General features: G+C 61.7%; 25 protein-coding genes. 11 read left to right on the forward strand and 14 right to left on the reverse strand.

Annotated elements, in window-relative coordinates:
• Positions 1-6: 6 nt before the first annotated feature.
• The 7 genes from J3D60_RS18615 (at position 7) to pqqE (ending at position 6,595) form a co-directional block, all read left to right on the forward strand.
• Positions 7-801: a carbon-nitrogen hydrolase family protein gene (locus J3D60_RS18615; protein ID WP_065938225.1), complete on the forward strand. Its 795-nt coding sequence runs from the start codon at positions 7-9 to the stop codon at positions 799-801.
• A 48-nt stretch (positions 802-849) separates the two neighbouring features.
• Positions 850-3,219, forward strand: a complete 2,370-nt coding sequence (gene pqqF / locus J3D60_RS18620) for a pyrroloquinoline quinone biosynthesis protein PqqF (RefSeq protein ID WP_253492317.1) — start codon at positions 850-852, stop codon at positions 3,217-3,219.
• A gap of 159 nt (positions 3,220-3,378) precedes the next feature.
• Positions 3,379-3,453, forward strand: a complete 75-nt coding sequence (pqqA, locus tag J3D60_RS18625) for a pyrroloquinoline quinone precursor peptide PqqA (protein WP_003194766.1) — start codon at positions 3,379-3,381, stop codon at positions 3,451-3,453.
• Positions 3,454-3,524: 71 nt separating this feature from the next.
• The gene (pqqB, locus tag J3D60_RS18630) at positions 3,525-4,436 is read left to right on the forward strand and encodes a pyrroloquinoline quinone biosynthesis protein PqqB (RefSeq protein WP_010207003.1); all 912 of its coding nucleotides are present in this window, start codon (positions 3,525-3,527) and stop codon (positions 4,434-4,436) included.
• 11 nt (positions 4,437-4,447) lie between these two features.
• Positions 4,448-5,200 carry a pyrroloquinoline-quinone synthase PqqC gene (gene pqqC / locus J3D60_RS18635; RefSeq protein ID WP_065938223.1) on the forward strand — a complete coding sequence of 251 codons (753 nt, stop codon included), beginning with the start codon at positions 4,448-4,450 and terminating at the stop codon, positions 5,198-5,200.
• A complete protein-coding gene (gene pqqD / locus J3D60_RS18640; protein WP_027605935.1) occupies positions 5,197-5,472 on the forward strand; it encodes a pyrroloquinoline quinone biosynthesis peptide chaperone PqqD in 276 nt (91 codons plus the stop codon). Before pqqC ends, pqqD begins: the two co-directional genes overlap by 4 nt.
• A complete protein-coding gene (gene pqqE, locus J3D60_RS18645; protein WP_253492322.1) occupies positions 5,444-6,595 on the forward strand; it encodes a pyrroloquinoline quinone biosynthesis protein PqqE in 1,152 nt (383 codons plus the stop codon). The genes pqqD and pqqE overlap by 29 nt, the downstream gene beginning before the upstream one ends.
• A gap of 5 nt (positions 6,596-6,600) precedes the next feature.
• Here pqqE and J3D60_RS18650 read toward each other — a convergent pair whose 3' ends face one another.
• From J3D60_RS18650 to J3D60_RS18665, 4 genes are all read right to left on the reverse strand, one after another.
• Positions 6,601-6,759, reverse strand: coding sequence for a YqaE/Pmp3 family membrane protein (locus tag J3D60_RS18650; protein WP_024077743.1), 159 nt, complete (start codon positions 6,757-6,759; stop codon positions 6,601-6,603).
• A gap of 95 nt (positions 6,760-6,854) precedes the next feature.
• The gene (locus J3D60_RS18655; protein ID WP_027605937.1) at positions 6,855-7,175 is read right to left on the reverse strand and encodes a DNA-binding transcriptional regulator; all 321 of its coding nucleotides are present in this window, start codon (positions 7,173-7,175) and stop codon (positions 6,855-6,857) included.
• Entirely contained in the window at positions 7,159-7,524 is a 366-nt protein-coding gene (locus tag J3D60_RS18660; RefSeq protein WP_065938221.1) for a type II toxin-antitoxin system RelE/ParE family toxin, read from the reverse strand. The genes J3D60_RS18655 and J3D60_RS18660 overlap by 17 nt, the downstream gene beginning before the upstream one ends.
• 224 nt (positions 7,525-7,748) lie before the next feature.
• Positions 7,749-9,017: an aspartate aminotransferase family protein gene (locus tag J3D60_RS18665; protein WP_141156155.1), complete on the reverse strand. Its 1,269-nt coding sequence runs from the start codon at positions 9,015-9,017 to the stop codon at positions 7,749-7,751.
• Positions 9,018-9,226: 209 nt separating this feature from the next.
• Here J3D60_RS18665 and J3D60_RS18670 point away from each other — a divergent pair, with 209 nt between their 5' ends.
• Positions 9,227-10,126: a LysR family transcriptional regulator gene (locus J3D60_RS18670; RefSeq protein WP_027605940.1), complete on the forward strand. Its 900-nt coding sequence runs from the start codon at positions 9,227-9,229 to the stop codon at positions 10,124-10,126.
• A 240-nt stretch (positions 10,127-10,366) separates the two neighbouring features.
• Here J3D60_RS18670 and J3D60_RS18675 read toward each other — a convergent pair whose 3' ends face one another.
• The 10 genes from J3D60_RS18675 to bioB form a co-directional block, all read right to left on the reverse strand.
• A complete protein-coding gene (locus J3D60_RS18675; protein WP_253492325.1) occupies positions 10,367-12,145 on the reverse strand; it encodes an acyl-CoA dehydrogenase C-terminal domain-containing protein in 1,779 nt (592 codons plus the stop codon).
• A gap of 122 nt (positions 12,146-12,267) precedes the next feature.
• Positions 12,268-14,037, reverse strand: a complete 1,770-nt coding sequence (locus J3D60_RS18680) for an acyl-CoA dehydrogenase C-terminal domain-containing protein (RefSeq protein WP_253492327.1) — start codon at positions 14,035-14,037, stop codon at positions 12,268-12,270.
• 90 nt (positions 14,038-14,127) lie between these two features.
• On the reverse strand, positions 14,128-15,417 hold the full coding sequence (locus tag J3D60_RS18685; RefSeq protein WP_115485663.1) for a diguanylate cyclase: 1,290 nt from the start codon (positions 15,415-15,417) through the stop codon (positions 14,128-14,130).
• Positions 15,418-15,621: 204 nt separating this feature from the next.
• Positions 15,622-17,427, reverse strand: coding sequence for a phenylacyl-CoA dehydrogenase (locus tag J3D60_RS18690; protein ID WP_027605944.1), 1,806 nt, complete (start codon positions 17,425-17,427; stop codon positions 15,622-15,624).
• A 254-nt stretch (positions 17,428-17,681) separates the two neighbouring features.
• A complete protein-coding gene (locus J3D60_RS18695) occupies positions 17,682-17,963 on the reverse strand; it encodes a pyrroloquinoline quinone biosynthesis protein PqqE (protein WP_065938217.1) in 282 nt (93 codons plus the stop codon).
• A 106-nt stretch (positions 17,964-18,069) separates the two neighbouring features.
• On the reverse strand, positions 18,070-18,750 hold the full coding sequence (bioD, locus tag J3D60_RS18700; RefSeq protein ID WP_065925413.1) for a dethiobiotin synthase: 681 nt from the start codon (positions 18,748-18,750) through the stop codon (positions 18,070-18,072).
• Positions 18,747-19,559, reverse strand: a complete 813-nt coding sequence (gene bioC, locus J3D60_RS18705; RefSeq protein ID WP_253492330.1) for a malonyl-ACP O-methyltransferase BioC — start codon at positions 19,557-19,559, stop codon at positions 18,747-18,749. The genes bioD and bioC overlap by 4 nt, the downstream gene beginning before the upstream one ends.
• A complete protein-coding gene (locus tag J3D60_RS18710) occupies positions 19,552-20,283 on the reverse strand; it encodes an alpha/beta fold hydrolase (RefSeq protein WP_253492333.1) in 732 nt (243 codons plus the stop codon). Before J3D60_RS18710 ends, bioC begins: the two co-directional genes overlap by 8 nt.
• The gene (gene bioF, locus J3D60_RS18715; protein WP_253492335.1) at positions 20,276-21,457 is read right to left on the reverse strand and encodes an 8-amino-7-oxononanoate synthase; all 1,182 of its coding nucleotides are present in this window, start codon (positions 21,455-21,457) and stop codon (positions 20,276-20,278) included. Before bioF ends, J3D60_RS18710 begins: the two co-directional genes overlap by 8 nt.
• Positions 21,458-21,504: 47 nt before the next feature.
• On the reverse strand, positions 21,505-22,560 hold the full coding sequence (gene bioB, locus J3D60_RS18720; RefSeq protein WP_253492337.1) for a biotin synthase BioB: 1,056 nt from the start codon (positions 22,558-22,560) through the stop codon (positions 21,505-21,507).
• A gap of 92 nt (positions 22,561-22,652) precedes the next feature.
• On the opposite strand from bioB, the gene J3D60_RS18725 reads away from it, so the two are divergent.
• The 3 genes from J3D60_RS18725 to J3D60_RS18735 all read left to right on the forward strand — a co-directional run bounded on the left by J3D60_RS18725 (position 22,653) and on the right by J3D60_RS18735 (position 26,185).
• The gene (locus J3D60_RS18725; protein WP_065938212.1) at positions 22,653-23,390 is read left to right on the forward strand and encodes a ComF family protein; all 738 of its coding nucleotides are present in this window, start codon (positions 22,653-22,655) and stop codon (positions 23,388-23,390) included.
• Positions 23,391-23,442: 52 nt separating this feature from the next.
• Complete coding sequence (locus J3D60_RS18730) at positions 23,443-24,207, forward strand: TOBE domain-containing protein (RefSeq protein WP_027605953.1); 765 nt, start codon at positions 23,443-23,445, stop codon at positions 24,205-24,207.
• Positions 24,208-24,286: 79 nt separating this feature from the next.
• Positions 24,287-26,185, forward strand: a complete 1,899-nt coding sequence (locus J3D60_RS18735; protein ID WP_253492338.1) for a PhoX family phosphatase — start codon at positions 24,287-24,289, stop codon at positions 26,183-26,185.
• Positions 26,186-26,321: the final 136 nt, after the last annotated feature.

The following is a 26,321-nucleotide window of genomic DNA, read 5'->3' on the forward strand; positions in this document are numbered from 1 at the left end:
TTGAACATGCGCGTCGCCCTGTACCAATGCCCACCGCTGCCGCTGGATGTCGCAGGCAACCTCAAGCGTCTGCACCAACTGGCGCATGAAGCGTCCGGCGCCGACGTGCTGGTGCTGCCGGAGATGTTCCTCACCGGGTACAACATCGGTGCCGAAGCCGTGGGGGCCTTGGCCGAAGCTCAGGACGGGGAGTCTGCACAGGCGATTGCCGAACTGGCGCAAAGCGCCGGCCTGGCGATTCTGTACGGCTACCCGGAGCGGACCGAAGACGGGCAGATATACAACGCCGTGCAGTTGATCGACGCCCACGGCCAGCGCCTGTGCAACTACCGCAAGACCCATCTGTTCGGGGATCTGGATCACTCGATGTTCAGTGCCGGCGACGATGATTTCCCGCTGGTGGAACTCAACGGATGGAAGTTGGGGTTCCTGATTTGCTATGACCTGGAGTTCCCGGAAAACACCCGACGCCTGGCCCTGGCCGGTGCCGAGCTGATCCTGGTGCCCACCGCCAATATGGTGCCGTTCGACTTTGTCGCCGATGTCACCGTGCGGGCGCGGGCCTTCGAGAACCAGTGCTACGTGGCCTACGCCAATTACTGCGGGCACGAAGGCGATATCCAGTATTGCGGGCAAAGCAGCATTGCCGCACCGGATGGCCAGCGAATCGCCCTAGCGGGCCTGGATGAAGCCTTGATTGTCGGGACAGTGGATCGACAATCGATCCTCGACGCCCGCGCCGCCAACCATTACCTGCAAGACCGGCGTCCCGAGCTTTACGGCCCGCTGCACAAGCCCTGATTGAATGGGTTTGTTAGCATAGGCACTTGCCCCGTTCTGGAAGTGCCCATGCCCGCCCCGGCCCACCTTTATCCCGTTCATCTAACCCTGGCCAATGGCTTGCGGGTTTCCCTGCGCCATGCACCGCGCTTAAAACGTTGCGCGGCGGCGCTGCGGGTGGCTGCCGGTAGCCACGACGTGCCGTTGGCCTGGCCGGGGCTGGCGCATTTTCTTGAGCATTTGGTGTTTCTGGGAACCGAGCGATTTCCTGCAGGCGAAGGGCTGATGGCCTACGTGCAGCGCCACGGCGGCCAAGTGAATGCAAGCACCCGCGAACGCACCACGGACTTCTTCTTTGAACTACCGGTTTCAGTCTTTACGCACGGGCTGGAGCGGCTGGCGGACATGCTGACCCATCCGCGCCTGACCCCGGAAGATCAACGGCGCGAGCGCGAAGTGCTGCACGCTGAGTACGTCGCCTGGTCCCAGGATGCCAAGGCACAGCAGCAGGTGGCACTGCTCGAAGGCTTGGCAGCGGATCATCCGCTGCGCGGTTTTCACGCGGGCAACCGTGACAGCCTGCCGGTGGAGCGCGAGGCGTTTCAGCAAGCACTGCGGAAATTCCACACGCATTTCTATCAAAGCGGGCAGATGACACTGAGCCTCGCCGGCCCGCAACCGCTGCAAGAACTGGAAGCCCTGGCGCAGCGGTTCAGCGCGCAACTGGTCGCTGGCCCCTTGCATCCGCAGGCCTCACCACCGGCCTTGATGCAAGGCCAGGCTCGGCGCTATCAACACATCGACAACAACCACCTGCACCACATCATCACCTGTGACGCGCCCCGTGAAGCCCTGGATTTCCTCTGCACCTGGCTCAATGCCTCTGCGCCGGGCGGGCTGCTCGCCGAGTTAAAAACCCGACACTTGGCCAGCGCCCTGCAGGCATCGGTGCTGTACCACTTCGCCGGACAAGCCGTGCTGGACATCGACTTTACACTCGACAGCAAGGACGAACCGACCACACCCATTGAGGCGCTGCTGCACGACTGGCTGAGCTTTTTCGCACACAGCGATTGGACGCCACTGCGCGAAGAGTTCGCCCTGCTGAACGCTCGCCAACAACAGGTCCAGGGCGCCCTGGCATTGGCTCGAAACAACAGCGAAGACCTCAGTGAACTGGGCGTCGCCGCGCTCAAGGCCCTGCTTGATTCACTGCACTTGCCGCCCGCCGAACACCGTTGGCAACTGCCCCCGAACAACCCGTTCCTGCGCCCACCGGTCAAAGAAGAACGCGCCGGCCTGATCCGTGGCCAAACCAGCGCTCACCGAGGCTTGCGCACGTTTGCCCAGGATCGTTCACGGGGGCGAAGGGACGTATCGGCGCTGACCTTCAGCCAGGCCTTGGCGGATGACGGCGATGAAGGTGCGCTGTATGTGCAGTGGCGCTTCGACGCGCCAGCGCCTGCCGGGCTGGAAAACACCTTGCAGCCATTGCGTGAATATGCGCGCCAGGCGGGCGTCGAATTATCTCTCGAAGCCACCGGCCATGATTGGCTGGTGAAGATGACCGGGCTGCACGAGCCGATGCCGGCCGTGCTGGAGGCGTTGGCGCAGCGCCTGAACCTGCCGCAGGAAACTGCCCCGGCACCTGCGCCCATGATCGCTATCCGGGAACTGCTCCAGGCCCTGCCCGCGTGCTGCGCCACCGGCCGTGCCGACGCCAGCGAACAGCCTGGATCCTGGGCCACTGCCCGCTGGCACGGCCTGGGGCTGAGTCTGCCCGCCGCATGTGAAACGTTGATAAAGGCAGCCGCCGCCCGTCTGCCTGGGCAACCTGCACACTTCGAACCTTCTCTGCAACACCTCGGTGGTCAACGTGTGTGGCATACGGTTAAAACTGACTCAACCGAAGCCGCCGTGCTGCTGTTTTGCCCGGCACCCAGCCAATCCCTGGCCGATGAAGCCTCATGGCGGCTGCTTGGGCACCTGCTCCAAGAGCCGTTTTACCAACGCCTGAGGGTCGAGTTGCAGTTGGGCTACGCCGTATTCAGCGGTGTCCGACAGATCAACGGGCAAACCGGCCTGCTGTTGGGTGTGCAATCACCCAGCGTTTCACTGGCAGGTATCGTCGATCACCTGCAAGCCTTCCTGAAACACCTACCGTTGTTGATCGACAGCAGCGATGACTCGGGCAATCACGCCTTGGCGCAGCAGTTCTGCGCCGCGACGTTACCGATCACCCAAAGCGCCGAACTGCTTTGGCATGCGCGCCTGGCGGGCCATCCGTCGGATTATCTGTACCAGCTTCAACAGCTGATCCAGGCCCGCACACGGGAGGACCTGCAACACGCGGCCCAACAGCTGCAGGACGCGACCGGCGGCTGGCGCTGCATCGCCAACGGCCCACCTGTCGACGAGAGCTGGCAACCAGCGAGCTGATCATTGCCAACCCTGCAACAGGCTTTTTCCACCAAGACAGCGCTAACTTGAGAAGAATTGCGTAACATTCCCACGCACACATCTGAACATCTCCGACTGGAGGTGGACTATATGTATTACTTGGTAGTAAACGTCCCATCCCTTCGTAGGAGTAAGAATATGACCTGGTCCAAACCTGCTTACACTGATCTGCGCATCGGCTTCGAAGTCACCATGTACTTCGCCAGCCGCTAAGCCGCTGGGTAATACAACGCCTCGGTTCGCCCGGGGCGTTTTTGTTTTGAGCTTTGCTTGATGGAGCGGCCATGTTTGTCCAGATTCTAGGTTCCGCCGCTGGCGGCGGCTTCCCGCAGTGGAACTGCAACTGCGTGAACTGCGCAGGTTTTCGTGACGGCAGCCTGCGGGCGCAGGCGCGGACCCAGTCGTCCATCGCCATTTCCGACGATGGCGTGAACTGGGTACTGTGCAATGCCTCGCCGGATATCCGCGCGCAACTCCAGGGTTTTGCGCCGATGCAGCCCGGCCGCGCACTGCGCGACACCGGCATCAGTGCCATCATCCTGATGGACAGCCAGATCGACCACACCACCGGCCTGTTGAGCCTGCGCGAAGGTTGCCCGCACCAGGTGTGGTGCACCGACATGGTCCACGAAGACCTGAGCACCGGCTTCCCGCTGTTCACCATGCTCACCCACTGGAACGGCGGCCTGGCCTGGAACCGCATCGAGCTGGATGCCAGCTTCACCATCCCGGCCTGCCCCAACCTGCGCTTCACCCCGCTGCCACTGCGCAGCGCCGCGCCGCCCTACTCACCGCACCGCTTCGACCCGCACCCTGGCGATAACATCGGCCTGATCGTCGAAGACCTGCGCACCGGCGGCAAACTGTTCTACGCCCCGGGCCTGGGCAAGGTCGACGCGCCGTTGCTGGAGATCATGGCCGGCAGCGATTGCCTGCTGGTGGACGGTACGATGTGGGACGACGATGAAATGCAGCGCCGTGGCGTCGGCACCCGCACCGGCCGCGAGATGGGCCACCTGGCGCAGAATGGCCCCGGCGGCATGCTCGAAGTGCTGGAGCAGTTGCCCAAGCAGCGCAAGGTGCTTATCCACATCAACAACACCAACCCGATCCTCGATGAAGACTCTCCCGAGCGCGCAGAACTGGTGCGGCGCAATGTCGAAGTCGCTTACGACGGCATGAGCATTGAATTGTAGGAGCAGACGACATGACTGACACACCATTGAGCACCGCCGAGTTCGAAGCCGCCTTGCGGGCCAAAGGCGCCTTCTACCATATTCATCACCCGTACCATGTGGCGATGTATGAAGGCCGTGCCACCCGCGAGCAGATCCAGGGCTGGGTCGCCAACCGTTTCTATTACCAGGTGAACATCCCGCTGAAAGATGCGGCGATCCTGGCCAACTGCCCGGACCGCGAGATCCGTCGCGAGTGGATTCAGCGCCTGCTCGACCACGATGGCGCACCGGGTGAGGATGGCGGCATCGAAGCCTGGTTGCGCTTGGGCCAGGCGGTCGGCCTCGACCCCGACCAGCTGCGCTCCCAGGAACTGGTGCTGCCCGGCGTACGCTTTGCGGTAGACGCCTACGTCAACTTTGCGCGCCGCGCCAGCTGGCAGGAAGCCGCCAGCAGCTCGCTCACCGAGCTGTTCGCGCCGCAGATCCACCAGTCGCGCCTCGACAGCTGGCCGCAGCACTACCCGTGGATCGACCCCACCGGCTACGAGTATTTCCGCACCCGCCTGGGCCAGGCGCGGCGCGATGTTGAGCATGGGCTGGCAATCACCTTGCAGCACTACACCACCCGTGAAGGCCAGGAGCGCATGCTGGAAATCCTCCAGTTCAAACTCGACATCCTGTGGAGCATGCTGGATGCCATGAGCATGGCCTACGAACTGAAACGCCCGCCGTATCACAGCGTGACCGAGCAGCGGGTGTGGCATAAAGGGATCACCCTATGAGCTTCGATCGCAGCAGAAAACCAACCTGGCGCCAGGGCTACCGCTACCAGTACGAACCCGCGCAAAAAGGCCATGTCTTGCTCTACCCCGAAGGCATGATCAAGCTCAACGACAGCGCCGCGCTGATTGGTGGCCTGATTGACGGTGAGCGCGACGTGGCGGCGATCATTGCCGCGCTCGAAGAACAGTTCCCCGGCGTACCTGAGCTGGGTGACGACATCGAGCAATTCATGGAGGTCGCCCGTGCTGAGCACTGGATCACCCTTGCCTGAAAAACCCGCCATCGGCCTGCCGCTGTGGTTGCTCGCCGAGCTGACCTACCGCTGCCCGTTGCAATGCCCGTATTGCTCCAACCCGCTGGACTTTGCCGAGCAGGGCAAGGAACTGAGCACCGAGCAGTGGATCAAGGTATTTCGCGAGGCCCGCGAGATGGGCGCGGCGCAACTGGGGTTTTCCGGCGGTGAGCCGCTGGTGCGCCAGGACCTGGCCGAGTTGATCGCTGAGGCGCGCAAGCTGGGGTTCTATACCAACCTGATCACCTCGGGCATCGGCCTGACCGAGCAGAAGATCAGCGACTTCAAGAAAGCCGGCCTGGACCATATCCAGATCAGCTTCCAGGCCAGCGACGAACAGGTGAACAACCTGCTGGCCGGTTCGAAAAAAGCCTTCGCGCAAAAGCTGGAAATGGCCCGCGCAGTGAAGGCGCATGGCTACCCGATGGTGCTGAACTTCGTCACCCATCGGCACAATATCGACAAGATCGACCGCATCATCGAGCTGTGTATTGCGCTGGAAGCGGATTTTGTCGAGCTTGCCACCTGCCAGTTCTATGGCTGGGCGCAACTCAATCGCGTGGGTTTATTGCCGACGAAGGAACAACTGGTGCGCGCCGAACGCATCACCAACGAATACCGCGCCAAGCTCGAAGTCGAAGGCCATCCGTGCAAGCTGATCTTCGTGACACCGGACTACTACGAGGAGCGCCCGAAGGCCTGCATGAACGGCTGGGGCAGTATCTTTCTGACCGTGACGCCGGACGGCACCGCCCTGCCCTGCCACGGCGCCCGACAGATGCCGGTGCAGTTTCCCAATGTGCGCGACCACAGCATGCAGCACATCTGGTACGACTCTTTCGGGTTCAACCGCTTTCGCGGCTACGACTGGATGCCCGAGCCGTGTCGTTCGTGCGATGAAAAGGAAAAGGATTTCGGTGGCTGCCGTTGCCAGGCTTTCATGCTCACGGGGGATGCGAGCAACGCCGACCCAGTGTGCAGCAAGTCCGAGCAGCACGGCATCATCCTCAAGGCGCGGGAAGAAGCCGAGCACGCTACCCAGACCATCGAGCAACTGGCCTTTCGCAATGAGCGCAATTCACGGCTCATTGCAAAAGGCTGACGGGCTCAGCGCTTGGCGATGATGTACACAGCGTGAATGATGCCTGGGAAGTAACCGCACAAGGTCAGCAGAATATTCAGCCAGAACGCGCCAGCGAAACCCACTTGCAGGAACACACCCAGTGGCGGCAGCAGAATGGCGATGATGATACGAATGAAGTCCATGGGTCAGCTCCAGAAAATCGGCTCGTGTGAGCCGTGTAGCTAATCGACCTTGGGCGTTCGTGAGGGTTCAGTGGGATCTGGCACCGGGCCATCCTTCAGGCCAGAATTTCTAACCCATGCTTTTGCACGATGCTAAGAAGTTTGAGCGCCATGCCGCTGGGTTGCTTCTCGCCAGATTCCCATTTCTTCACCGTGGAGGCGCTGGTATTCAGGTAACGAGCAAACACCGGTTGGCTGACATGGCTACTTTCACGTAGCTGCTTGATCTGTTCGGCAGGTATTTGTTCCGGGACGGCAGAGAAGCACGCTTCGTCGTATTCACGAAGGGTAGTTTTACTAATAGCACCGATGGCATAAAGCGCTTTGGCGGATTGGTGAATGGACTCCAGCGCTTCACTTTCATATTTTTTGGTCATGATGTATCTCCACAAACTCCCTGAGATCCAAGAGCTGCTGGATCTGCGTTTCGTTTAAGCCTTCATAAACTTTTGCCATCGCCCGAAACCAAGCCAAATCTTTCTGACTGATATTGCTTTGGTCTTGCTTGGCGAACAGCAACTGATAAACCCAGTATTGCCTGCCCTTGGCCAACACTATGGAGCGATGCCTATTCTGGTTGAGGCGCTTTTTCCAAACACCGCCTCCCAGATTATCTGCCTGCCCCCTCAGTAATTGGCCAAATGCCTCCCTCAACTCCGAATCGTAGATCCAGGACTTGCTGGCCGCATCAGCAAACTGCCGTGTTTTAAATAACCTAAGCCTCATGGATATCCCTTCCCACAAACATACCACCCAGTGGTATAGATTAGAAGTGGAGCAACCCGTGCTCCGTCGACAGTCCTTACCGACGCACGCTAAAAAGCCATTGTTTTCACAGGCGATCAATCAACGCTTTCAATCCAAAAATTTCACACGCAAAAAAACGCCCCCAGCCGAAAAAATCAGGCTGGAGGCGCCGCGTATACCGCGAGACGGTTCAGGAATGTGGGTTAAACGGCGATGCCCTTGCGGCATTGCAACTGGGCGGTGCGCACCCGGGAAAAAGCGCGGGCCAGGCGCAGGAGCATTTCGTCGATGTTGCTTTTGCTCACCGTAAGCGCCGGGGTGAAGCGCAGGCAGTCAGGTTGCGGGGCGTTGAGGATCAGGCCTTCGTGCAGGGCGGCTTTTACCACTGCATCTGCAGAATCATCCGACAACGTCAGGCCCCACATCAGGCCGTGGCCGCGCAATGGGCCCTGATCGTAGCGGTAGGCCAGCCGGGCAAGGCCTTCGCCCAGGTAAAGGCCGGATTCACGTACGTGTTCCAGGAAGCCGTGCTCCAGCACCGTATCGAGTACCGCCAGCCCGGCCGATGCCATCAATGCGTTGCCATGATGGGTACCTTCCAGCTCACCCACATCGAAGCAACAGGCGTTGCCGCGCGCCAGCAGCGCAGCCAACGGGACGCCGCCGCCCAGGCCTTTGCCGAGGGTGATGATGTCGGCTCGCACGCCGTATTGCTGTTCGGCAAGCAAGGTGCCGCAACGGCCGAGGCCGGTTTGTACTTCGTCGAGGATCAGCAGGATCCCCAGTTCGCGGCACAGCCGTTCAACCCCCTTGAGGTAATGTTCCGTCGCGGGGATCACACCGGCCTCGCTCTGGACCGGCTCCAGCAGGATGGCGACTGTCTGTGCATCGACCGCTGCATGCAGGGCCGGCAGATCGTTGAACGGCACATGGCTGAAGCCGGGCAATTGCGGTTCAAAGCGGTTTTCCAGATTGCCGGCCGACGCCGCCAGTGCGGCGAAACTGCGCCCATGGCAACCATTGCTCGCGCTGATAATGCGGTAGGCCCCGCCGCGATGCAGTTGGCCCCACTTGCGCGCCAGCTTGATCGCCGCTTCGCAGGCCTCGGCGCCACTGTTGAGCAGGTAGGCCTGGTCGCTGCCGGTTCGATGGCACAGGCGGTCGACAAGATTGAGTTGAGCGCGGTTATGCAGCCCCATGCCTGGATTGATCAAGGCCTGGGTCTGGTCGGCAAGGGCTTTGATCAAGACCTGCGGGCTGTGGCCGAGGCTGTTGGCAGCGTTGCCCTGGCTGAAATCCAGGTAGGCACGCTCGTCGCTGTCCCACAGCCAGGAGCCCTGGCCACGTACGAATACCTGAGGCGGCCTCGCCACGGTGGGCATCAGCGCCTCGCTGGACAGCGTATCGGGTGAAGCCTCCAGCACCAGGTCGTCCAGGCTGGGCACGGGGCGACGCATATTGAAGAGATTCACAGCTTGCCCCCAGTGGCAACCGGGCCTTGGTCGGTTTTCCCTGCAATCACTGTCTGCGGGTGTGTTGCCTTGCCTATGTAAACGCCATCAACATAAACGCTGTTCATTGCCCGATCCGGCCCTGTAAGCCCTGCGAATAGGCGCTAGACTAGGCGCCTCGGGGGCCACCGGCCATTTCGATTTTCCAGCTTTTTCGATAAGTAAACCTTATGGATTTTAAGCAACTGCGTTATTTCGTCGCGGTGTATGAAGAAGGCCATGTGGGCCGTGCCGCTGAACGCCTGTCGATCTCCCAGCCGGCGCTTTCACAACAGATCCGTCAGTTGGAGCGCAACCTCGATGTGAGCCTGTTCGAACGCAGCAGCAAACGCCTGCTGCCCACCCTGGCCGCCCATACCCTGTACAACCATGCCTTGCCGCTGATCGATGGCATGCAGCAAGCCGTCGAAGCCTTGCGTAACTTCAAGGGCCAGGCCATGCGCACCCTGGCCATCGGCGTGCTGCAAACCGTGCACACCAGCCTGGTCCCGCAAATGCTCGAGCGCGTGCGCAAGGCCCAGCCGCACCTGGTGGTGCAGATCTACGAATTGACCGGGATCGAGATTGAACGGCGGTTGCTTAACGGCTCGCTGGACATCGGCATCAGCTATCTGCCGCCACGCCAGCCGGGGCTGCACGGCGTGTTGTTGTATGAGGATGAGCTGAAGGTGGTCATCCCCGAGGACCATCCCCTGCGCGAATTCAAGAAAGTCTCGCTGAAACAGGCCGCCGAACTGCCGATGTTGTTGCTGGGGGAAGAGTTCCAGGTTCGACAGATCTGGCAGGGTCAGTTATCCAACCTCGGACGCCGGCCGCAGGTACAGGCGGAGTTGAATACCATGGTGGGGATTCTCGACAGCTTGCCTAACACCAAATTGGCCACGGTGCTGCCGGGACGCTCCCAGGACGAACACAACAGCCAGTCGCTGCTCTGGAAGCCCTTGAGTGAACCCAGGGTGCCGTTAAAGGTAGGTTTGGTGTGTCGCGATGTACAACGCCAGCAGGCAACCATGGCGCTGCTGCGCACCTTGCTGGAAGACGTGATGAATGCGCCGCAGGCCCTGCCCTGAAATTCGGCGCCTGACTTTTTCGCAGGCAAAAGAAAACCCCGCCGAAGCGGGGCTTTGCAGACTGTTTCCCTGACATCCATTTCACTCCGCCATCCTGGCAGAATCCTACGTGTCCGTGTTGTTGCTTTGCGCTTCCTGCGCGACGTCCATGTGAAGTAGATTATCCGTGGATCCAATTTGGCGATAGAGGACGATTAGCAGTACGTCATGTAAGAGAATGCTTACACGCCCTCCGAGCCCTTAGAACAGTGCCTCATCCAGCAAAAACAAGGATTCGCTACCGGCTTTTACCGACGCACTCAGCGAGTGAATACGTGGCAACAGACGCGCAAAGTAGAAGCGCGCGGTGCCCAGTTTGCTGGCGTAGAAGTCTTCCTCAGCCTCCTTGCCCAACGCGGCCTTGGCCATGCGTGCCCACATATAGGCGTAGGCCATGTAACCAAATGCATGCAAATACTCCACCGAGGCTGCGCCGATCTCGTTCGGGTTGGTCCTGGCGCGATCGAGCACCCAGGCGGTCAACTCGTCCAGGTTGTCCACCGCCGCGCTCAGCGGTTGGCTGAACTCAGCCAGTTCGGGCCCCGCCGAGGCGATGAACTGGCGGATCTCGTCGGCGAACAAGGTGTAGAACGCACCGCCGCTGCCGACGATCTTGCGTCCCATCAAATCCAGTGCCTGGATGCCGTTGGTGCCTTCGTAGATCTGGGTGATGCGTACATCACGCACCAGTTGCTCCTGGCCCCATTCGCGAATATAACCGTGGCCACCAAACACTTGCTGGCCGAGCACGGTGGTTTCCAGGCCCAGGTCGCTGAGGAACGCCTTGGCGACCGGCGTCAACAAGGCCACCAGGTTATCGGCCCGCTCACGGGCAGCGGCATCGTCACTGAACTTGGCGATGTCCAACTGCGTCGCCACATAGGTGGAGAACGCGCGACCGCCTTCGTTGGCGGCTTTCATGGTCAACAACATACGGCGCACGTCGGGGTGGACGATGATCGGGTCGGCCACTTTGTCTTTGGCCTGGGCACCGGTCGGCGCACGGCTTTGCAGGCGGTCCCGCGCATATTCAATCGCGTTCTGGTAGGAGCGCTCGCCGGACGCCAGGCCCTGGATACCCACGCCAAGGCGCTCGTAGTTCATCATGGTGAACATCGCCGCCAACCCACGGTTGGGTTCGCCCACCAGGTAACCCACGGCTTCGTCGAAGTTCATCACGCAGGTGGCGGATGCCTGGATACCCATCTTGTGTTCGATGGAGCCACAGCTCACCGGGTTGCGCGCGCCCAGGCTGCCGTCGGCGTTGACCATGAACTTCGGCACCAGGAACAGCGAAATCCCCTTGGGGCCGGCCGGTGCGTCCGGCAGCTTGGCCAGTACCAGATGAATGATGTTCTCGGTGAGGTCGTGTTCACCGCCAGTGATAAAGATCTTTGTCCCGCTGATCGTGTAGGAACCGTCTGCCTGCGGCTCGGCCTTGGTGCGGATAATCCCCAGGTCGGTACCGGCGTGCGCTTCCGTCAGGCACATGGAGCCTGCCCACTCGCCGGAATACATCTTCGGCAGGTAGATGGCCTTGAGTTCCTCGCTGGCGTGGGTGTTGATCGACACGCAGGCGCCGGAGGTCAGCATCGGGTACAGGCCGAACGCCAGGCTTGACGAGTTGATCATCTCCTCGACTTGGGCCGATACCGCCTTGGGCATGCCCATGCCGCCAAACACGGGGTCGCCGCCTACGCCGACCCAGCCACCTTCAGCGTAGGTCTTGTAGGCCTGTGGATAACCCTCCGGAGTAAACACCGCGGTGTTATCCCAACGGCAGCCCTGTTCATCGCCGCCGCGGCTGAGCGGGGCGATGGATTTGGCGGTGACCTTGCCGGCTTCTTCGAGGATGGCCTCTACGGTCTCGGCGTCAACGCTGTCTGCCAATGCCGGCAATTGGGCCCAAGTGGTGGCGACCTCAAAGACTTCGTTGAGGACGAAGCGCATATCACGCAGCGGCGCTTTGTAATCAGCCATGGCAAACCTCGTGAGAACGTGAAAAGTGATTCGATAGGATCGGTTTTACAGGCTCCGAGTGTACCCGAACAACTTTTCAGACACATAGGGTCCACTTGTGACTGATTGGTATTTTTAAGTCATTACAACGCAAACGACTCCGCAGGCAGACTCATCAGGCATTCGCTGCCCGCTTCCACGGCGGCGCGATGGGTTGCGGTACGTGGCAGCAGACGCTTGAAGTAAAAGTCGCAAGTGGCCAGCTTGGCTTTGGCAAACTCAGTGTCATCCTGCGCCAGCGCGGCAATGGCCATCCGCAGCCACAGGTAGGCGAGGATGATGTAACCGCTATACATCAAGTAATCCACCGCCGCTGCGCCCACCTCATCCGGGTTTTTCATCGCGGCCATACCGACCTGGGTGGTCAGCGCGCCCCATTCCTGATTCAGTTGATTGAGCTGCGCCACATAGTCCTTGAGCTGCGCATGTTCGGCATTCGCCGCGCAAAACTTATGCACGATTTTGGTAAAGCCGCGCAGCAGCCTGCCCTGGCTGCCCAGCACCTTGCGCCCCAGCAGGTCGAGGGCCTGGATGCCGTTGGTGCCTTCGTAGATCGGCGCAATCCGCGCATCGCGCGCCAGTTGTTCCATGCCCCACTCACGAATGTAGCCATGGCCGCCGAATATCTGCATGCCGTGGTTGGTCACCTCCAGCCCGGTGTCGGTCATAAAGGCTTTGCAGATGGGGGTGAGGAACGCCAACAGGTCTTCGGCTTCCTGACGCTGGCCAGCGTCGCTGCTCAGGTGCGCGGTATCGAGCAACTGCGCAGTGAAATAGGTGAGTGCGCGGTTACCTTCGTTGAAGGCTTTCATGGTCAGCAGCATACGGCGCACATCCGGATGCACGATGATCGGGTCGGCGGCTTTCTCCGGGGCCTTGGCGCCGGTCAGCGCGCGCATTTGCAGGCGGTCGTTGGCGTACTTGATCGCGCCCTGGAAGCTCGCCTCGCCGTTGCACAGGCCCTGCATGCCGGTGCCCAGGCGGGCGTGGTTCATCATGGTGAACATGCAGTTGAGGCCCTTGTTTGCCTCGCCAATCAAAAAGCCCTTGGCGCCGTCGAAGTTGAGCACGCAGGTGGCCGAGGCCTTGATGCCCATCTTGTGCTCGATAGAGCCGCAGTGCACCGCATTGCGCTCAGCCGAATCCACATGGAACTTGGGCACGATAAACAACGAGATACCCTTGGTGCCCGCCGGCGCATCCGGCAGCTTGGCCAGCACCAGGTGGATGATATTGGCGCTCATGTCGTGCTCACCGGCCGAGATGAAGATCTTGCTGCCGGTGATCGCGTAGCTGCCATCCGCCTGGGGCACGGCACGGGTCTTGATCAGGCCCAGGTCGGTGCCGCAATGGGCTTCGGTCAGGCACATGGTGCCGGTCCATTCGCCTGCGGTGAGTTTGCTCAGGAACGTGGCCTTCTGCTCTTCGGTGCCGTGGGCGTGGATCGCCGACATCGCGCCGTGGGTCAGGCCCGGATACATGCCCCACGAGGTGTTGCTGGAGCCGATCATCTCGCTGAGCACCAGGCCCAACGATTGCGGCAGGCCCTGGCCGCCGTAGGCCGGGTCTGCCGCCACACCGTGCCAGCCGCCCTCGACGTACTGGGCGAAGGCTTCCTTGAAGCCCTTGGGCGTGATCACCACGCCATTGTCGAAATGGCAGCCCTCTTCATCCCCACTGCGGTTGAGTGGCGAAAGCACGTTCTCGCAGAATTTGGCGCCTTCTTCGAGGATTGCACTGACCATGTCCGGGCTGGCGTCCGTGGCGCCCAGGGCAGCGTAGTGGCCGTGGAAATCAAACACGTGGTCGATCAGAAAGCGCATGTCGCGCAGGGGAGCTTTGTACTCAGGCATGGCGATGTCTCCGGCAGCAGATCCTTTCAACCTACTGCCGGCCAGCGCCTCGGACAATCATTGTAGAACCGCTGAATACAGCGCCATCACTCAACCGGCAGCGCTCTGCATGCGCACCGCGCCACGGCGGGTCTGCCCGGCCGCAACCACACAGTTACGCCCCGCGCCCTTGGCGGCGTACAGCGCCTGGTCGGCGGACTTGAGCACTTCTTCCGCCGTGCGCTGGTCGATCTGGCGTTCGGCCACGCCGATGCTGACCGTCACCGACACACTCGACGCGCCGCTGCCCGCCCGGCGTTGACGGCCTTGTTGATCATCCTGGGGCCGGTCCGAGTTGCGCAACTTGATGTCGTAGTTGGCGACGATCTCGCGGATTTCCTCCAGGTGCGGCATGCACTCATCCAGGGTCTTGCCGGCAAACACCACGGCGAATTCTTCACCGCCATAGCGGTAGGCACGCCCACCCCCATTGACCTTGGACAGCTTGCTCGCCACCAGGCGCAGCACCTGGTCGCCCACATCGTGGCCATGGGTGTCATTGAAACGCTTGAAGTGATCGACGTCGGTCATCGCCAGCACATAGTTGCGCCCCAGCCGCTGCATGCGTTCGTTCAGGGCACGGCGCCCCGGCAGGCCGGTCAGTTCGTCGCGGAACGCCATTTGATAAGCCTCGTGGGCCACGCCGGCGGCGATCATCAGCATGACCTGGCTGCACATGATGTTCAGGGTGAACGGCAGGATGAAGGTCTGCGGCAACATCCAGAACATCCCCAGCAACCCGACCAGTTGCGCCGCATGCAGCGGGCGCGGCTGGTACCAGTATTGCGCCGCCAGAGTGAGGAAGCCGATCAGGAACATCGGGTATGACAGCTGGATCAGGCTCATCCAGGTCCCATGCAGGGCGGGCCAGCGTATCTCCGCCAGCCAGTTCAGCAGTGCCTGGGGATAACTTTGCTCCAGGGCCAGCGCGACGCTGCCGATTGCCAGCAGCACCGCACAACGGGCAACGAAATCGCGGAACAGATGGGTCTTCTCCTGCCACAGCGCGTAGATGCTGAACAGCAACGGCAATAACAGGCAACACAGGTGAAACACCACGGCCGCGTCTTCGCGCACGCGGCCATTGTCGCGATAGAAATCGGTCTGGGTATCGAGCAGGAAGTAGGCGATGTACACCGTGATCATCAGGAACAATTCACGCTGGCGGCGATAAACCGCGCAGTACGAACCGCCCAGCAACAGCACCAGGGTCGGCAACACATTGAACAGCGAGGTGAAAAAGACGCTGAGGTCCTTGACGTACGCAGCCGAGAGCCCGGCCAGCAACAGCAGCAACGAAGGAAGAAAGTGACTGAAACGTAAAGCAGACACGCGTGACAAGGGTAAAACTCCGACCCGCAAAAAGTAGTGGCACTGTGCCTTGATGCGAACAGTTAAGCACACCTTGCCCGTCATGTATCACATTGCCATCACTGTAACGGCAGCCGGAGAAAATCCCTGAGCGCTGCACTGTGTTTTTTATCCCCCAATGAAAAAACCGCCGCTCCCAAGGGAAGCGACGGTTTCAGATGAACCCGGTAAGGCTTAGTAAGCCAGGCCGAAGTCTTCTTCTTTCATGTCCATCAGGTTACTGGCGCCCGACAGCATGGTGGCCACGTGGGTACGGGTCCGCGGCAAGATGCGCTGGAAGTAGAAGCGCGCGGTTTGCAGCTTGGCGGTGTAGAACGCTTCTTCGCTGGTACCGGCGGCGAGTTTTTCGGCAGCCAGGCGCGCCATGTCGGCCCAGAAGTAAGCCAGGCAGGCGTAACCGGAGTACATCAGGTAATCCACCGAAGCGGCACCCACTTCTTCGCGGTCTTTCATCGCGGCCATGCCGACCTTCATGGTCAACTCGCCCCACTCTTTGTTCAGCGCAGCCAGCGGTGCCACAAATTCCTTGACCGCGTCGTTGCCTTCGTTGGCCTGGCAGAACTTGTGCACGATCTTGGTGAAGCCCTTGAGCGCTTCGCCCTGGGTCATCAGCACTTTGCGGCCGAGCAGGTCCAGTGCCTGGATGCCGGTGGTGCCTTCGTACAGCATGGAGATACGGCTGTCGCGAACGTTCTGCTCCATGCCCCACTCGGCGATAAAGCCGTGGCCGCCATAGATCTGCACGCCGTGGTTGGCGGATTCAAAACCGACTTCGGTCATGAACGCCTTGGCAATCGGGGTCATGAATGCCAGCAGGCCGTCGGCCTGTTTCTTGGCCTCGTCGTCGGTGCCGTACTTGACGATGTCCACTTGCTTGGCGGTGAAGTACACCATCGCACGGTTACCTTCGGCGAAGGCTTTCATGGTCAGCAGCATGCGGCGCACGTCGGGGTGCACGATGATCGGGTCGGCGGCCTTTTCCGGCGCTTTCGGGCCAGTCAGGGAACGCATCTGCAGGCGATCGCGGGCGTATTTCAGGCCGCCCTGGAAGCCGATCTCGGCGTGGGCCAGGCCTTGCAGCGCGGTGCCCAGGCGAGCGGTGTTCATAAAGGTGAACATGCAGTTCAGGCCTTTGTTCGCCGGGCCGATCAGGAAACCGGTGGCCGCGTCGAAGTTCATCACACAAGTGGCGTTACCGTGGATACCCATCTTGTGTTCCAGGGAACCACAGCTCACGGCGTTGCGCGCACCGATCGAGCCGTCGGCGTTGGGCAGGAACTTGGGCACGATGAACAGCGAGATGCCTTTGGTACCGGCCGGTGCGTCCGGCAGGCGGGCCAGCACGATGTGGACGATGTTGTCGGCCATGTCGTGCTCACCGGCCGAGATGAAGATCTTGGTACCGGAGACTTTGTAGGAACCGTCAGCCTGAGGCTCGGCCTTGGTGCGCAGCATGCCCAGGTCGGTACCACAGTGTGGTTCGGTCAGGCACATGGTGCCGGTCCACTCGCCCGATACCAGCTTGGTCAGGTAAGCCTCTTGCTGCTCGGGGGTGCCATGCTCGGAAATGGTGTTCATCGCGCCATGGGACAGGCCCGGGTACATGCCCCACGACCAGTTGGCTTCGCCGACCATTTCGCTCACGGCCAGGCCCAGGGATTCCGGCAGGCCTTGGCCACCGTGCTCCACGTCGTGGGCCAGGCTTGGCCAGCCGCCTTCGACGAATTGCTTGTAGGCTTCTTTGAAACCAGCAGGGGTTTTTACGCCAGACTCACTCCAGGTGCACCCTTCGATGTCACCCACGCGGTTCAACGGTGCCAGCACTTGCTCACAAAACTTGGCGCCTTCTTCGAGAATGGCGTCAACCATGTCCGGGGTAGCGTCCTGGCAAGCCGGCAGGCTCTGATAGTGCGCTTCATAGCCGAGCAGTTCGTCACGAACGAAGCGAATATCACGCAAGGGGGCCTTGTAGTCAGGCATAGCGATAAACCTCTGCTGATGTATCTGGAATGAACAACCGCGTGGATTTGTTATGGCGGTCAAACAGGTGTTTGAAACATACGTTTACGACCTGGGGATGTCAAGCGTCGTCCAGACACCGTTTGTCATGACGCGGGTCAATGGCAGGCATGGCGAGGCCTGCGGCGGGATGCCACAAGGGGTTCAGAAGACAATGGAGAATTGCGCAAGCACGACCAGCCTCAGGAAGAAGCCGGTCGTGAGCAAGGAGGGGGTTAAGCGAAGGTGTCGATCAGGGTACCGAGCATTTCGTCTGAAGCCTTGGCGACCTTGGCGCCCAACTCCACTTGAAACTTGCCTTGGGCCATTTCAACCATATTGCTCGCCGAATTCGTCGGCTGGGCGCGGTCATTGGCTTGCAACCGGTCGCTCTGTGCGTCCGACGGCTGGGTGGTCGCGGCGCTGGCAATCCTGCCGGCGGCCTGGTCGACACGGCTCTGCCCGGCCTGAATGGTGCTCAGCCCCGAGTAAAACGCGCTGCTGCCAGAGATTTCCATGGCTTGAACCTGCCTTTAGAGAATCGTGAAGTTGAATTGAAGCAGACATACTGGCAAAAAGCCCGTTAAAAACACTAATGGCATAATGCCGTGCCGATAGCCAGAATCAGTCAAGCAGGTCCAGTTGCAGGTACTCAGCTACCGCCTCGGCGCCGGCGTGCTTGAGCTTGGGCACTCGGCCCAGGCATGGTGCGGGCAAACGCTCGGCCAGGGTCGCGAGGTTTTCTTCCAGACGAGAGGTCTTGGGGTCGATGATATTCGCCACCCAACCGGCCAAGGGCAAACCGTCCCGGGCGATGGCTTCGGCGGTGAGCAAGGCATGGCTGATGCAACCCAGGCGCACGCCCACCACCAGGATCACCGGCAGTTGCAGCGCCATGGCCAGGTCCGACAGGTTGTCCTGGTCAGCCAACGGCACCCGCCAACCGCCTGCGCCTTCGATGAGGGTGAAATCCGCCTGACGCGCCAGAATCTGCTGCATGGGTTTCAACAACGACTGCACCGTCAGCGCGACGCCGGCCTCCCGCGCGGCCAGATGGGGCGCGATGGCGGGTTCGAATGCCACCGGGTTGACCTCGGCATAACTCAACGGCAATGAACACTCGGCCAGCAGTGCCAGGGCATCGGCGTTGCGCAAGCCCTTGGCCGTGACCTGGCAGCCGGAAGCCACGGGTTTTCCCGCCGCAGTACTTTTGCCGGCTAGCCGAGCGGCGTGCAGCAGGCCGGCGGCGATAGTGGTCTTGCCGACATCCGTATCGGTGCCAGTGATGAAATAAGCGGCGCTCATAGGGGCTTCTCCAGGACGGCGTACACCACTTGATACGTGGCCGGCAGTCCCTCGGCCTGACGGAACTGCTCGTAGGCGTCTACCAGTGCAACAATCCGCGCACGGCCCGTCAACCCTCCCGGGCGGCCCGGATTGAGATTATGCGCCCCCAGCGCCTTGAGCTCATGGGTCAGGCTGCGCACATCCGGGTAATGCAGCACATGGGGACGTCGGTCCAGGCTGACCACGCGCAAACCACTGGCCGCGCACAACTGCTGGTACGCCTCGAAAGTGCGGAAGCGATTGACGTGCACCAGGCCATCCGCCGCCCGCCAACTTTCGCGCAACTCATCCAGCGTCCCGACGCACAAACTGGCGAACGCCAGCACGCCACCCGGTTGCAGCACGCGATAGGCCTCGCTGAGCACCGCCTCGAAGTTCGCACACCACTGCACCGCCAGGCTGGAAAAGATCAGCCCGCAGTTGCCATCCTTCAAAGGCAGACGCTCGGCATCACCCGCGATGAAATACTCAGCACCGCCCAAAGGCCGGGCGTGATCGAGCATCCCCTCGGCAATATCCAACGCCACACCTTGGCTGGCGGGCAACAACTCGCCCAACACGCGGCTGAAATAACCGGTACCGCAGCCCATATCCAGCCAGCGCCGTGGCGCACACGCTGATGGCAGGCGGGCCAGCAGCCCATGCCCCACCGCTCGCTGCAACTCGGCGACGCTGTCGTAACTGGCCGCCGCACGGGAAAACGACGCCGCCACCTGGCGTTTGTCCGGCAAGGCGCCCGGCAGGGAGGGATGGGATAAATCAGTCATCGACGCACTCATGCAAAAAAGCCTGGATGGCCCCCGCCACACCGTGGGGGTCTTCCAGAAGAAAAGCGTGACCAGCCTGTTCAATCAGGCCGATTTCCACATCCGGCAGCAGCCTCAGCAGGTCGCTGGCGGCTTCGGCGGGCACCAATCCGTCCATGCCGGCGAACAGGTGCAACTGTGGGCCGCGATAAGTCAGCAAGGCTTCGCGGGTATCCAGTTGGGCCAGCAGTTCCAGGCCGGGCATCAACACGCTGGACGCTGAATGCGGCGCGCCACTGACCAGCAGGCGCGACAGCCCGCGCGGGTCTTCGGCGCCCTTGGCGCACAACAGGCCGAAACGCTTGAGAGTGACTTGGGAGTCGGCATGGCAGCCGGCCAGGAACGCATCGAAGGTCTCGGCGGGCATCCCATGGGGCCAGCCGTCGTGGGCAACGAAACACGGGTTGCTCGCCAGGGTCAGCAAGCCGCAGCAACGCTCGCCGCGCCGCGCCGCCAGTTCGGCAGCGAGCATGCCGCCCAGGGACCAACCGCCCAGCCAGGCGTTGTCGGGCAGGGTAGCGTCGAGTTCGTCGAGCCATTCATCGAGGTCGCTGGAAGCAAGCGCCGGCAATGGCTCGACCTGCACCTGCAGGTGTGCGTCCAGGCCACGCAAGGCGGCGGCCAAAGGCTCCAGCGGCGATACGCCGAGCCCCCAGCCGGGCAGCAGGATCAGTCGATCACGCATGGTCGGGCTCCGTGGCGCCAAGCAAGCGGAAACACTCTTCCAATGCGTTTAACAATAGCTGCACCTGCGCTTCGCTGTGGGCTGCGGTCAAGGTCACGCGCAAACGCGCGCTGCCGGCAGGTACGGTGGGCGGGCGGATCGCCGTGACCATCAGGCCGCGCTCACGCAGCATCCGCGACAGGCGCACGGCCTTGGCACTGTCGCCAATCAGGATCGGCTGGATCGGTGTAAAGCTGTCCATCAAGTCCAGGCCAAGTTGTTCAGCGCCCTGGCGAAACTGACGAATCAGCCGGTCGAGGTGCTCACGCCGCCAATGTTCGGTGCGTAGCAGCTCCAGGCTTTTCAGGGTGGCGCAGGCCAGCGCCGGCGGTTGGCTGGTGGTGTAGATATACGGCCGGGCAAACTGGATCAGGCTTTCGATCAGGTCCTCACTGCCCGTGACAAACGCGCCCGCCGTGCCGAACGCTTTGCCCAGGGTGCCGACCAATACCGGCACGTCGTCCTGGCTCAAGCCGAAATGCTCGACGATCCCGCCGCCGTTAGCACCGAGCGGACCAAAGCCATGGGCATCATCCACCATCAACCAGGCGCCTTTGGCCCTGGCTGCACGGGCCAATGCCGGCAGGTCGGCCAGGTCGCCGTCCATGCTGAACACACCATCGGTGACCACCAGCGTATTACCGGTGGCTTTCTCCAGGCGCTTGGCCAGGCTGATCGCGTCGTTGTGCAGGTAGCGATTGAAGCGCGCACCGGACAGCAAGCCGGCATCCAGCAGCGAGGCATGGTTGAGACGGTCTTCCAGCACCGTATCGCCCTGCCCCACCAACGCTGTGACCGCACCGAGGTTGGCCATGTAGCCGGTGGTAAACAGCAACGCTCGCGGGCGGCCGGTAAAATCGGCCAGCGCCTCCTCCAGTTCATGGTGCGGCGTGGCGTGACCCACCACCAAGTGCGAGGCACCGCCGCCCACGCCCCAACGGGACGCCCCGGCGCGCCAGGCCTCGATCACTTGCGGGTGATTGGCCAGGCCCAGGTAATCGTTATTGCAGAATGCCAGGAGGGGTTGACCGTCAACCACCACCTCCGGGCCTTGGGGGCTCTGGAGCAGCGGGCGTTGACGGTAAAGGTGTTCGGCACGGCGGGCGGCGAGGCGCGCGGAGAGATCAAAAGACATGCAGGCCTCGGGGTGGCAGGTGCAACTTCGGTCAAAACAGGTGGGGATCAAACAACGGCGTTATAGAACTGCTCGCTGCTCTTCTGCTCCACCAACGCCTGTTCGATGGCCGCCTGGTGCACTTCATCCGCATGCTCTTCACGGGCTTCCGGCAGGATGCCCAGGCGCGAGAACAGTTGCATGTCCTTGTCGGCCTGAGGGTTGGCGGTGGTCAGCAGTTTGTCGCCGTAGAAGATCGAGTTGGCACCGGCAAAGAACGCCAGGGCCTGCATCTGCTCGTTCATGGCTTCGCGCCCCGCCGACAGGCGCACATGGGATTGCGGCATCAGGATGCGCGCCACGGCCAGCATGCGGATGAAATCGAACGGGTCGATGTCCTCGGCATTTTCCAACGGTGTGCCGGCGACTTTCACCAGCATGTTGATCGGCACCGACTCCGGATGCTCCGGCAGGTTGGCCAACTGGATCAGCAGGTTGGCGCGGTCGTCGAGGGTCTCGCCCATGCCGAGGATGCCGCCGGAGCAGATCTTCATCCCCGACTCACGCACATAGGCCAGGGTTTGCAGGCGCTCGCTGTAGGTACGGGTGGTGATGATACTGCCGTAGAACTCCGGCGACGTATCCAGGTTGTGGTTGTAGTAATCCAGGCCGGCCTGGGCCAGGGCTTCGGTCTGGTCCTGGTCGAGACGGCCGAGGGTCATGCAGGTTTCCAGGCCCATGGCCTTCACGCCTTTGACCATCTGCAGCACATAGGGCATGTCTTTGGCCGACGGGTGTTTCCAGGCGGCGCCCATGCAGAAACGGGTCGAACCGATGGCCTTGGCGCGGGCGGCCTCTTCGAGGACCTTCTGCACCTCCATCAGCTTTTCTTTTTCCAGGCCCGTGTTGTAGTGGCCCGACTGCGGACAATATTTGCAATCTTCCGGGCAGGCACCGGTCTTGATCGACAGCAGTGTCGACACCTGTACACGGTTGGCATCGAAATGCGCGCGGTGCACGGTCTGCGCCTGGAACAACAGGTCATTGAACGGCTGCACGAACAACGCTTTGACTTCGGCTAAAGACCAATCGTGACGCAAGGTGGCGGTGGTGCTGGCGCTCATGGGCGATTCCTTGATTATGCTTTGGCAAGCGCTGCGGGAAGGGCAATACCCACAGGCACGACACGGATGCTCGGCATATTTAAGGAAGATTCATGCACTGTCAACCAAGCAACAAACACGAAGTTTACATCTGGTCAAAAAACATACAGAAATGTTTAATCTGCGACGAGACGACTGAAACCGCCGACTGTGTGTGCAACGTCTGCGAAACCGAGCTGCCCTGGCTGATGGAACATTGCGAAATCTGCGCCTTGCCTTTGGCGATGGACGGCCTGGTCTGCGGCCAGTGCCTGAGACAACCGCCCGCCTTTAAACACGTGATCGCCCCCTGGACCTACAGCTTTCCGGTGGACACCCTGATCAGTCGCTTCAAGCACCAGGCACGCTGGCCCCTCGGGCATATGCTGGGGCGTTTGCTGGGGCACTACTTGCAACATCGCTTCGACAACCACTCACTCACCCGCCCGGACATGCTGCTGCCGGTGCCCATGGCCCGCAGGCGCCTGCGTGAACGGGGCTATAACCAGGCGCTGATGCTGGCGCGCTGGCTCAGCGCCGACCTCGACCTTCCCCACGATGAACACCTATTGCAACGCCCTTATGAAACCGTCGCGCAGCAAGCCCTCGACGCCAAGACGCGCAAACGCAACCTGCTCAACGCCTTCGCCCTGGCCCCCGGTGCCGAGGTGCGCGGCCGCCATCTGGCGCTGGTGGACGACGTGCTCACCACCGGCGCCACCGCCCACAGCCTGGCGCGGTTGTTGATCAACGCCGGAGCGCGACAGGTAGACGTGTACTGCCTGGCCCGCACGCCAAAGCCTGGCACTTGACTCTCATGCCTCGCGGCTGCAACGTCCGCTCATCCCACCACAGCGAATGCCCATGTCCCTACCGACTCTGCTCAGCCAACATATTGTCCGCCGCCCCCAGCGTATCGCCCTGCTGGGGCATATCGCCGAGCAGGGCTCCATCACCCGCGCCGCCAAAAGTGCGGGCTTGAGCTACAAGGCCGCCTGGGACGCCATCGACGAACTGAACAACCTGGCGCAAAAACCCTTGGTCGAACGCAGTGTCGGCGGCAAGGGCGGCGGCGGTGCCAAACTCACGGCCGAGGGTGAACGGGTGTTGCGCCTCTACCAGCGCCTGCAAGTGTTGCAGGCCGAAGTGCTCGGTTCGGACGAAGCCGCCAGTGACTTCAACCTGCTCGGCCGCTTGATGCTGCGCACCAGCGCCCGTAACCAGTTGCATGGTCAGGTCATTGCGATTGAACAGCATGGCCGCAACGACTTGATTCACTTGCAGCTCGCCGGTGGGCTGACCCTGGCGGCACAAATCACCCATGACAGTACGCAACGGCTGGAGCTGGAGGTCGGCGTGGAAGTTGTCGCGCTGATCAAGGCCGGCTGGCTGGAATTGCTGGCGCCCGACAAACCTGCAACACCTGGACACAATTGCATGAGCGGAACCGTCGACGCGATTCTTGCCGCCGAGGACGGCCCCAGCGAAGTGCGCATCGCCCTGCCCAATGGCCAGGTTTTATGCGCCTTGGCGCAGCCCGCCGCGCTCGAGGCCCTGGGCGCCGCCGCTGGCAGGACGCTCCAAGTGCAATTTGCCGCCAGCAATGTGCTGCTCGGCACGCCGGTCTGAGCCGAGTAGCTCTTCAAACTGCAACAATTTCGTCACGCCCGCTCCTTATGGTGTCTGCAAAAACCGCAGGGAGCCTGACATGAACCTATTAGAAGAAAACCAAGCCACCGACCTCGAACAGATGGTCGGCCTCACCCGCCGCCGCTTCATCGGTGCCGGCGCCCTGTGCGGTGCCGCGATGTTCCTCGGCGGCAACCTGCTGAGCCGCAGCGCCCTGGCCGTCAACGCCGCCTCCGCCAGCCCGCTGCTGGGCTTTACCAGCATCGCCGCGGCCACCAGCGACACCATCACCCTGCCGCCGGGCTACAGCGCTTCGGTACTGATCAGTTGGGGCCAGCCGCTGCACAAGAGCGCGCCGGCCTTCGACCCGTCCGGCAACGGCACCGCCAAGGCCCAGGAACAACAGTTCGGCGACAACAACGACGGCATGAGCCTGTTCGCCTTCCCCGGCGACGACAACCGCGCGCTGATGGCGATCAACAACGAATACACCAACTACCGCTACCTCTACGCCCACGGCGGCGCGCCGCAATCGGCCGAAGACGTGCACAAGGCCCAGGCCAGCGAAGGCGTGTCGGTGATCGAAGTACGGCGCAAGGGCGATACCTGGCAGTTTGTCCAGGACTCGCGCTACAACCGCCGCATCCACGGCAACTCGCCGATCCGCCTGAGCGGCCCCGCCGCCGGCCACGAATGGTTGAAAACCAGCGCCGACAAGTCGGGCAAAAAAGTCCTCGGCACCTTCCAGAACTGCGCCAACGGCAAGACCCCATGGGGCACTTACCTGACCTGTGAAGAGAACTTCACCGACTGCTTCGGCAGCAGCAACCCACAACAAACCTTCGATGCCGGGCAGAAACGCTACGGCGTGGTGGCCGCCAGCAAAGAGATCAACTGGCACCTGCACGACCCGCGCTTCGACCTGGCCAAGAACCCCAATGAACTCAACCGCCACGGCTGGGTCGTGGAAATCGACCCGTTCGACCCGCAATCCACCCCGGCCAAACGCACCGCCCTGGGCCGCTTCAAGCACGAGAACGCCGCCCTGGCGCAGACCCGTGACGGCCGCGCCGTGGTGTACATGGGCGACGACGAGCGCGGCGAGTTCATCTACAAGTTCGTCAGCCGCGACAAGATCAACCACAAGAGCCCCAAGGCCAACAAGGACCTGCTCGACCACGGCACCTTGTACGTGGCTATCTTCGATGCGGGCGATGGCAACGCCGATCATCCGAAGGGCAAAGGGCAATGGGTCGAGCTGACCCATGGCAAAAACGGCATCGACGCCAGCACTGGCTTCGCCAGCCAGGCCGAAGTGCTGATCCACGCGCGCCTGGCCGCCAGTGTGGTCAAAGCCACGCGCATGGACCGCCCGGAATGGATCGTGGTCAGCCCCACCGACGGCCAGGTCTACTGCACCCTGACCAACAACGCCAAGCGCGGCGAAGACGGCCAACCGGTGGGCGGACCCAACCCGCGTGAGAAAAACGTCTACGGCCAGATCCTGCGCTGGAAGGCCAACGTCGATGACCATGGCGCCGCGGACTTCAGCTGGGACCTGTTTGTAGTAGCCGGCAACCCGGGCGTGCATGCCGGCACGCCAAAAGGCGGCTCGTCCAACATCAACCCGCAGAACATGTTCAACAGCCCCGACGGCCTGGGGTTCGACAAGGCCGGGCGCCTGTGGATCCTCACCGATGGCGACTACAGCAACGCCGGCGACTTCGCGGGCATGGGCAATAACCAGATGCTCTGCGCCGACCCGAGCACCGGTGAAATCCGTCGTTTCATGGTCGGGCCGGTGGCCTGTGAGGTGACGGGCATCAGCTTCTCGCCGGATCAGAAAACCCTGTTTGTGGGGATTCAGCATCCGGGTGAAACCGGGGGATCGACGTGGCCGGAGCATCTGCCGAATGGCAAGCCGCGTTCGTCGGTGATGGCGATTCGGCGGGATGATGGCGGGATAGTCGGTGCCTGATAGACCGCCCCACTGTAGGAGCGGGCTTGCCCGCGAAGATCGTCAACGATAACGCAGCGGAACCTGACACCCCACTGCGCGCTCAGGTTTTTCGCGAGCAAGCTCGCTCCTACAGCGTTACCATACCCGGCCGGAC

Origin of the sequence: Pseudomonas sp. S3E17 (assembly GCF_024168685.1) — a bacterium.
Lineage (GTDB): Bacteria > Pseudomonadota > Gammaproteobacteria > Pseudomonadales > Pseudomonadaceae > Aquipseudomonas > Aquipseudomonas marginalis.

What these genes read in the sequence shown, in the direction of transcription:
- J3D60_RS18615 (WP_065938225.1), top strand. Translation starts at nt 7, where the DNA reads ATGCGCGTCGCCCTGTACCAATGCCCACCGCTGCCGCTGGATGTCGCA.
- pqqF (WP_253492317.1), top strand. Translation starts at nt 850, where the DNA reads ATGCCCGCCCCGGCCCACCTTTATCCCGTTCATCTAACCCTGGCCAAT.
- pqqB (WP_010207003.1), top strand. Translation starts at nt 3,525, where the DNA reads ATGTTTGTCCAGATTCTAGGTTCCGCCGCTGGCGGCGGCTTCCCGCAG.
- pqqC (WP_065938223.1), top strand. Translation starts at nt 4,448, where the DNA reads ATGACTGACACACCATTGAGCACCGCCGAGTTCGAAGCCGCCTTGCGG.
- pqqD (WP_027605935.1), top strand. Translation starts at nt 5,197, where the DNA reads ATGAGCTTCGATCGCAGCAGAAAACCAACCTGGCGCCAGGGCTACCGC.
- J3D60_RS18650 (WP_024077743.1), bottom strand. Translation starts at nt 6,759, where the DNA reads ATGGACTTCATTCGTATCATCATCGCCATTCTGCTGCCGCCACTGGGT.
- J3D60_RS18655 (WP_027605937.1), bottom strand. Translation starts at nt 7,175, where the DNA reads ATGACCAAAAAATATGAAAGTGAAGCGCTGGAGTCCATTCACCAATCC.
- J3D60_RS18660 (WP_065938221.1), bottom strand. Translation starts at nt 7,524, where the DNA reads ATGAGGCTTAGGTTATTTAAAACACGGCAGTTTGCTGATGCGGCCAGC.
- J3D60_RS18670 (WP_027605940.1), top strand. Translation starts at nt 9,227, where the DNA reads ATGGATTTTAAGCAACTGCGTTATTTCGTCGCGGTGTATGAAGAAGGC.
- J3D60_RS18675 (WP_253492325.1), bottom strand. Translation starts at nt 12,145, where the DNA reads ATGGCTGATTACAAAGCGCCGCTGCGTGATATGCGCTTCGTCCTCAAC.
- J3D60_RS18680 (WP_253492327.1), bottom strand. Translation starts at nt 14,037, where the DNA reads ATGCCTGAGTACAAAGCTCCCCTGCGCGACATGCGCTTTCTGATCGAC.
- J3D60_RS18690 (WP_027605944.1), bottom strand. Translation starts at nt 17,427, where the DNA reads ATGCCTGACTACAAGGCCCCCTTGCGTGATATTCGCTTCGTTCGTGAC.
- J3D60_RS18695 (WP_065938217.1), bottom strand. Translation starts at nt 17,963, where the DNA reads ATGGAAATCTCTGGCAGCAGCGCGTTTTACTCGGGGCTGAGCACCATT.
- bioD (WP_065925413.1), bottom strand. Translation starts at nt 18,750, where the DNA reads ATGAGCGCCGCTTATTTCATCACTGGCACCGATACGGATGTCGGCAAG.
- bioC (WP_253492330.1), bottom strand. Translation starts at nt 19,559, where the DNA reads ATGACTGATTTATCCCATCCCTCCCTGCCGGGCGCCTTGCCGGACAAA.
- J3D60_RS18710 (WP_253492333.1), bottom strand. Translation starts at nt 20,283, where the DNA reads ATGCGTGATCGACTGATCCTGCTGCCCGGCTGGGGGCTCGGCGTATCG.
- bioF (WP_253492335.1), bottom strand. Translation starts at nt 21,457, where the DNA reads ATGTCTTTTGATCTCTCCGCGCGCCTCGCCGCCCGCCGTGCCGAACAC.
- bioB (WP_253492337.1), bottom strand. Translation starts at nt 22,560, where the DNA reads ATGAGCGCCAGCACCACCGCCACCTTGCGTCACGATTGGTCTTTAGCC.
- J3D60_RS18725 (WP_065938212.1), top strand. Translation starts at nt 22,653, where the DNA reads ATGCACTGTCAACCAAGCAACAAACACGAAGTTTACATCTGGTCAAAA.
- J3D60_RS18730 (WP_027605953.1), top strand. Translation starts at nt 23,443, where the DNA reads ATGTCCCTACCGACTCTGCTCAGCCAACATATTGTCCGCCGCCCCCAG.
- J3D60_RS18735 (WP_253492338.1), top strand. Translation starts at nt 24,287, where the DNA reads ATGAACCTATTAGAAGAAAACCAAGCCACCGACCTCGAACAGATGGTC.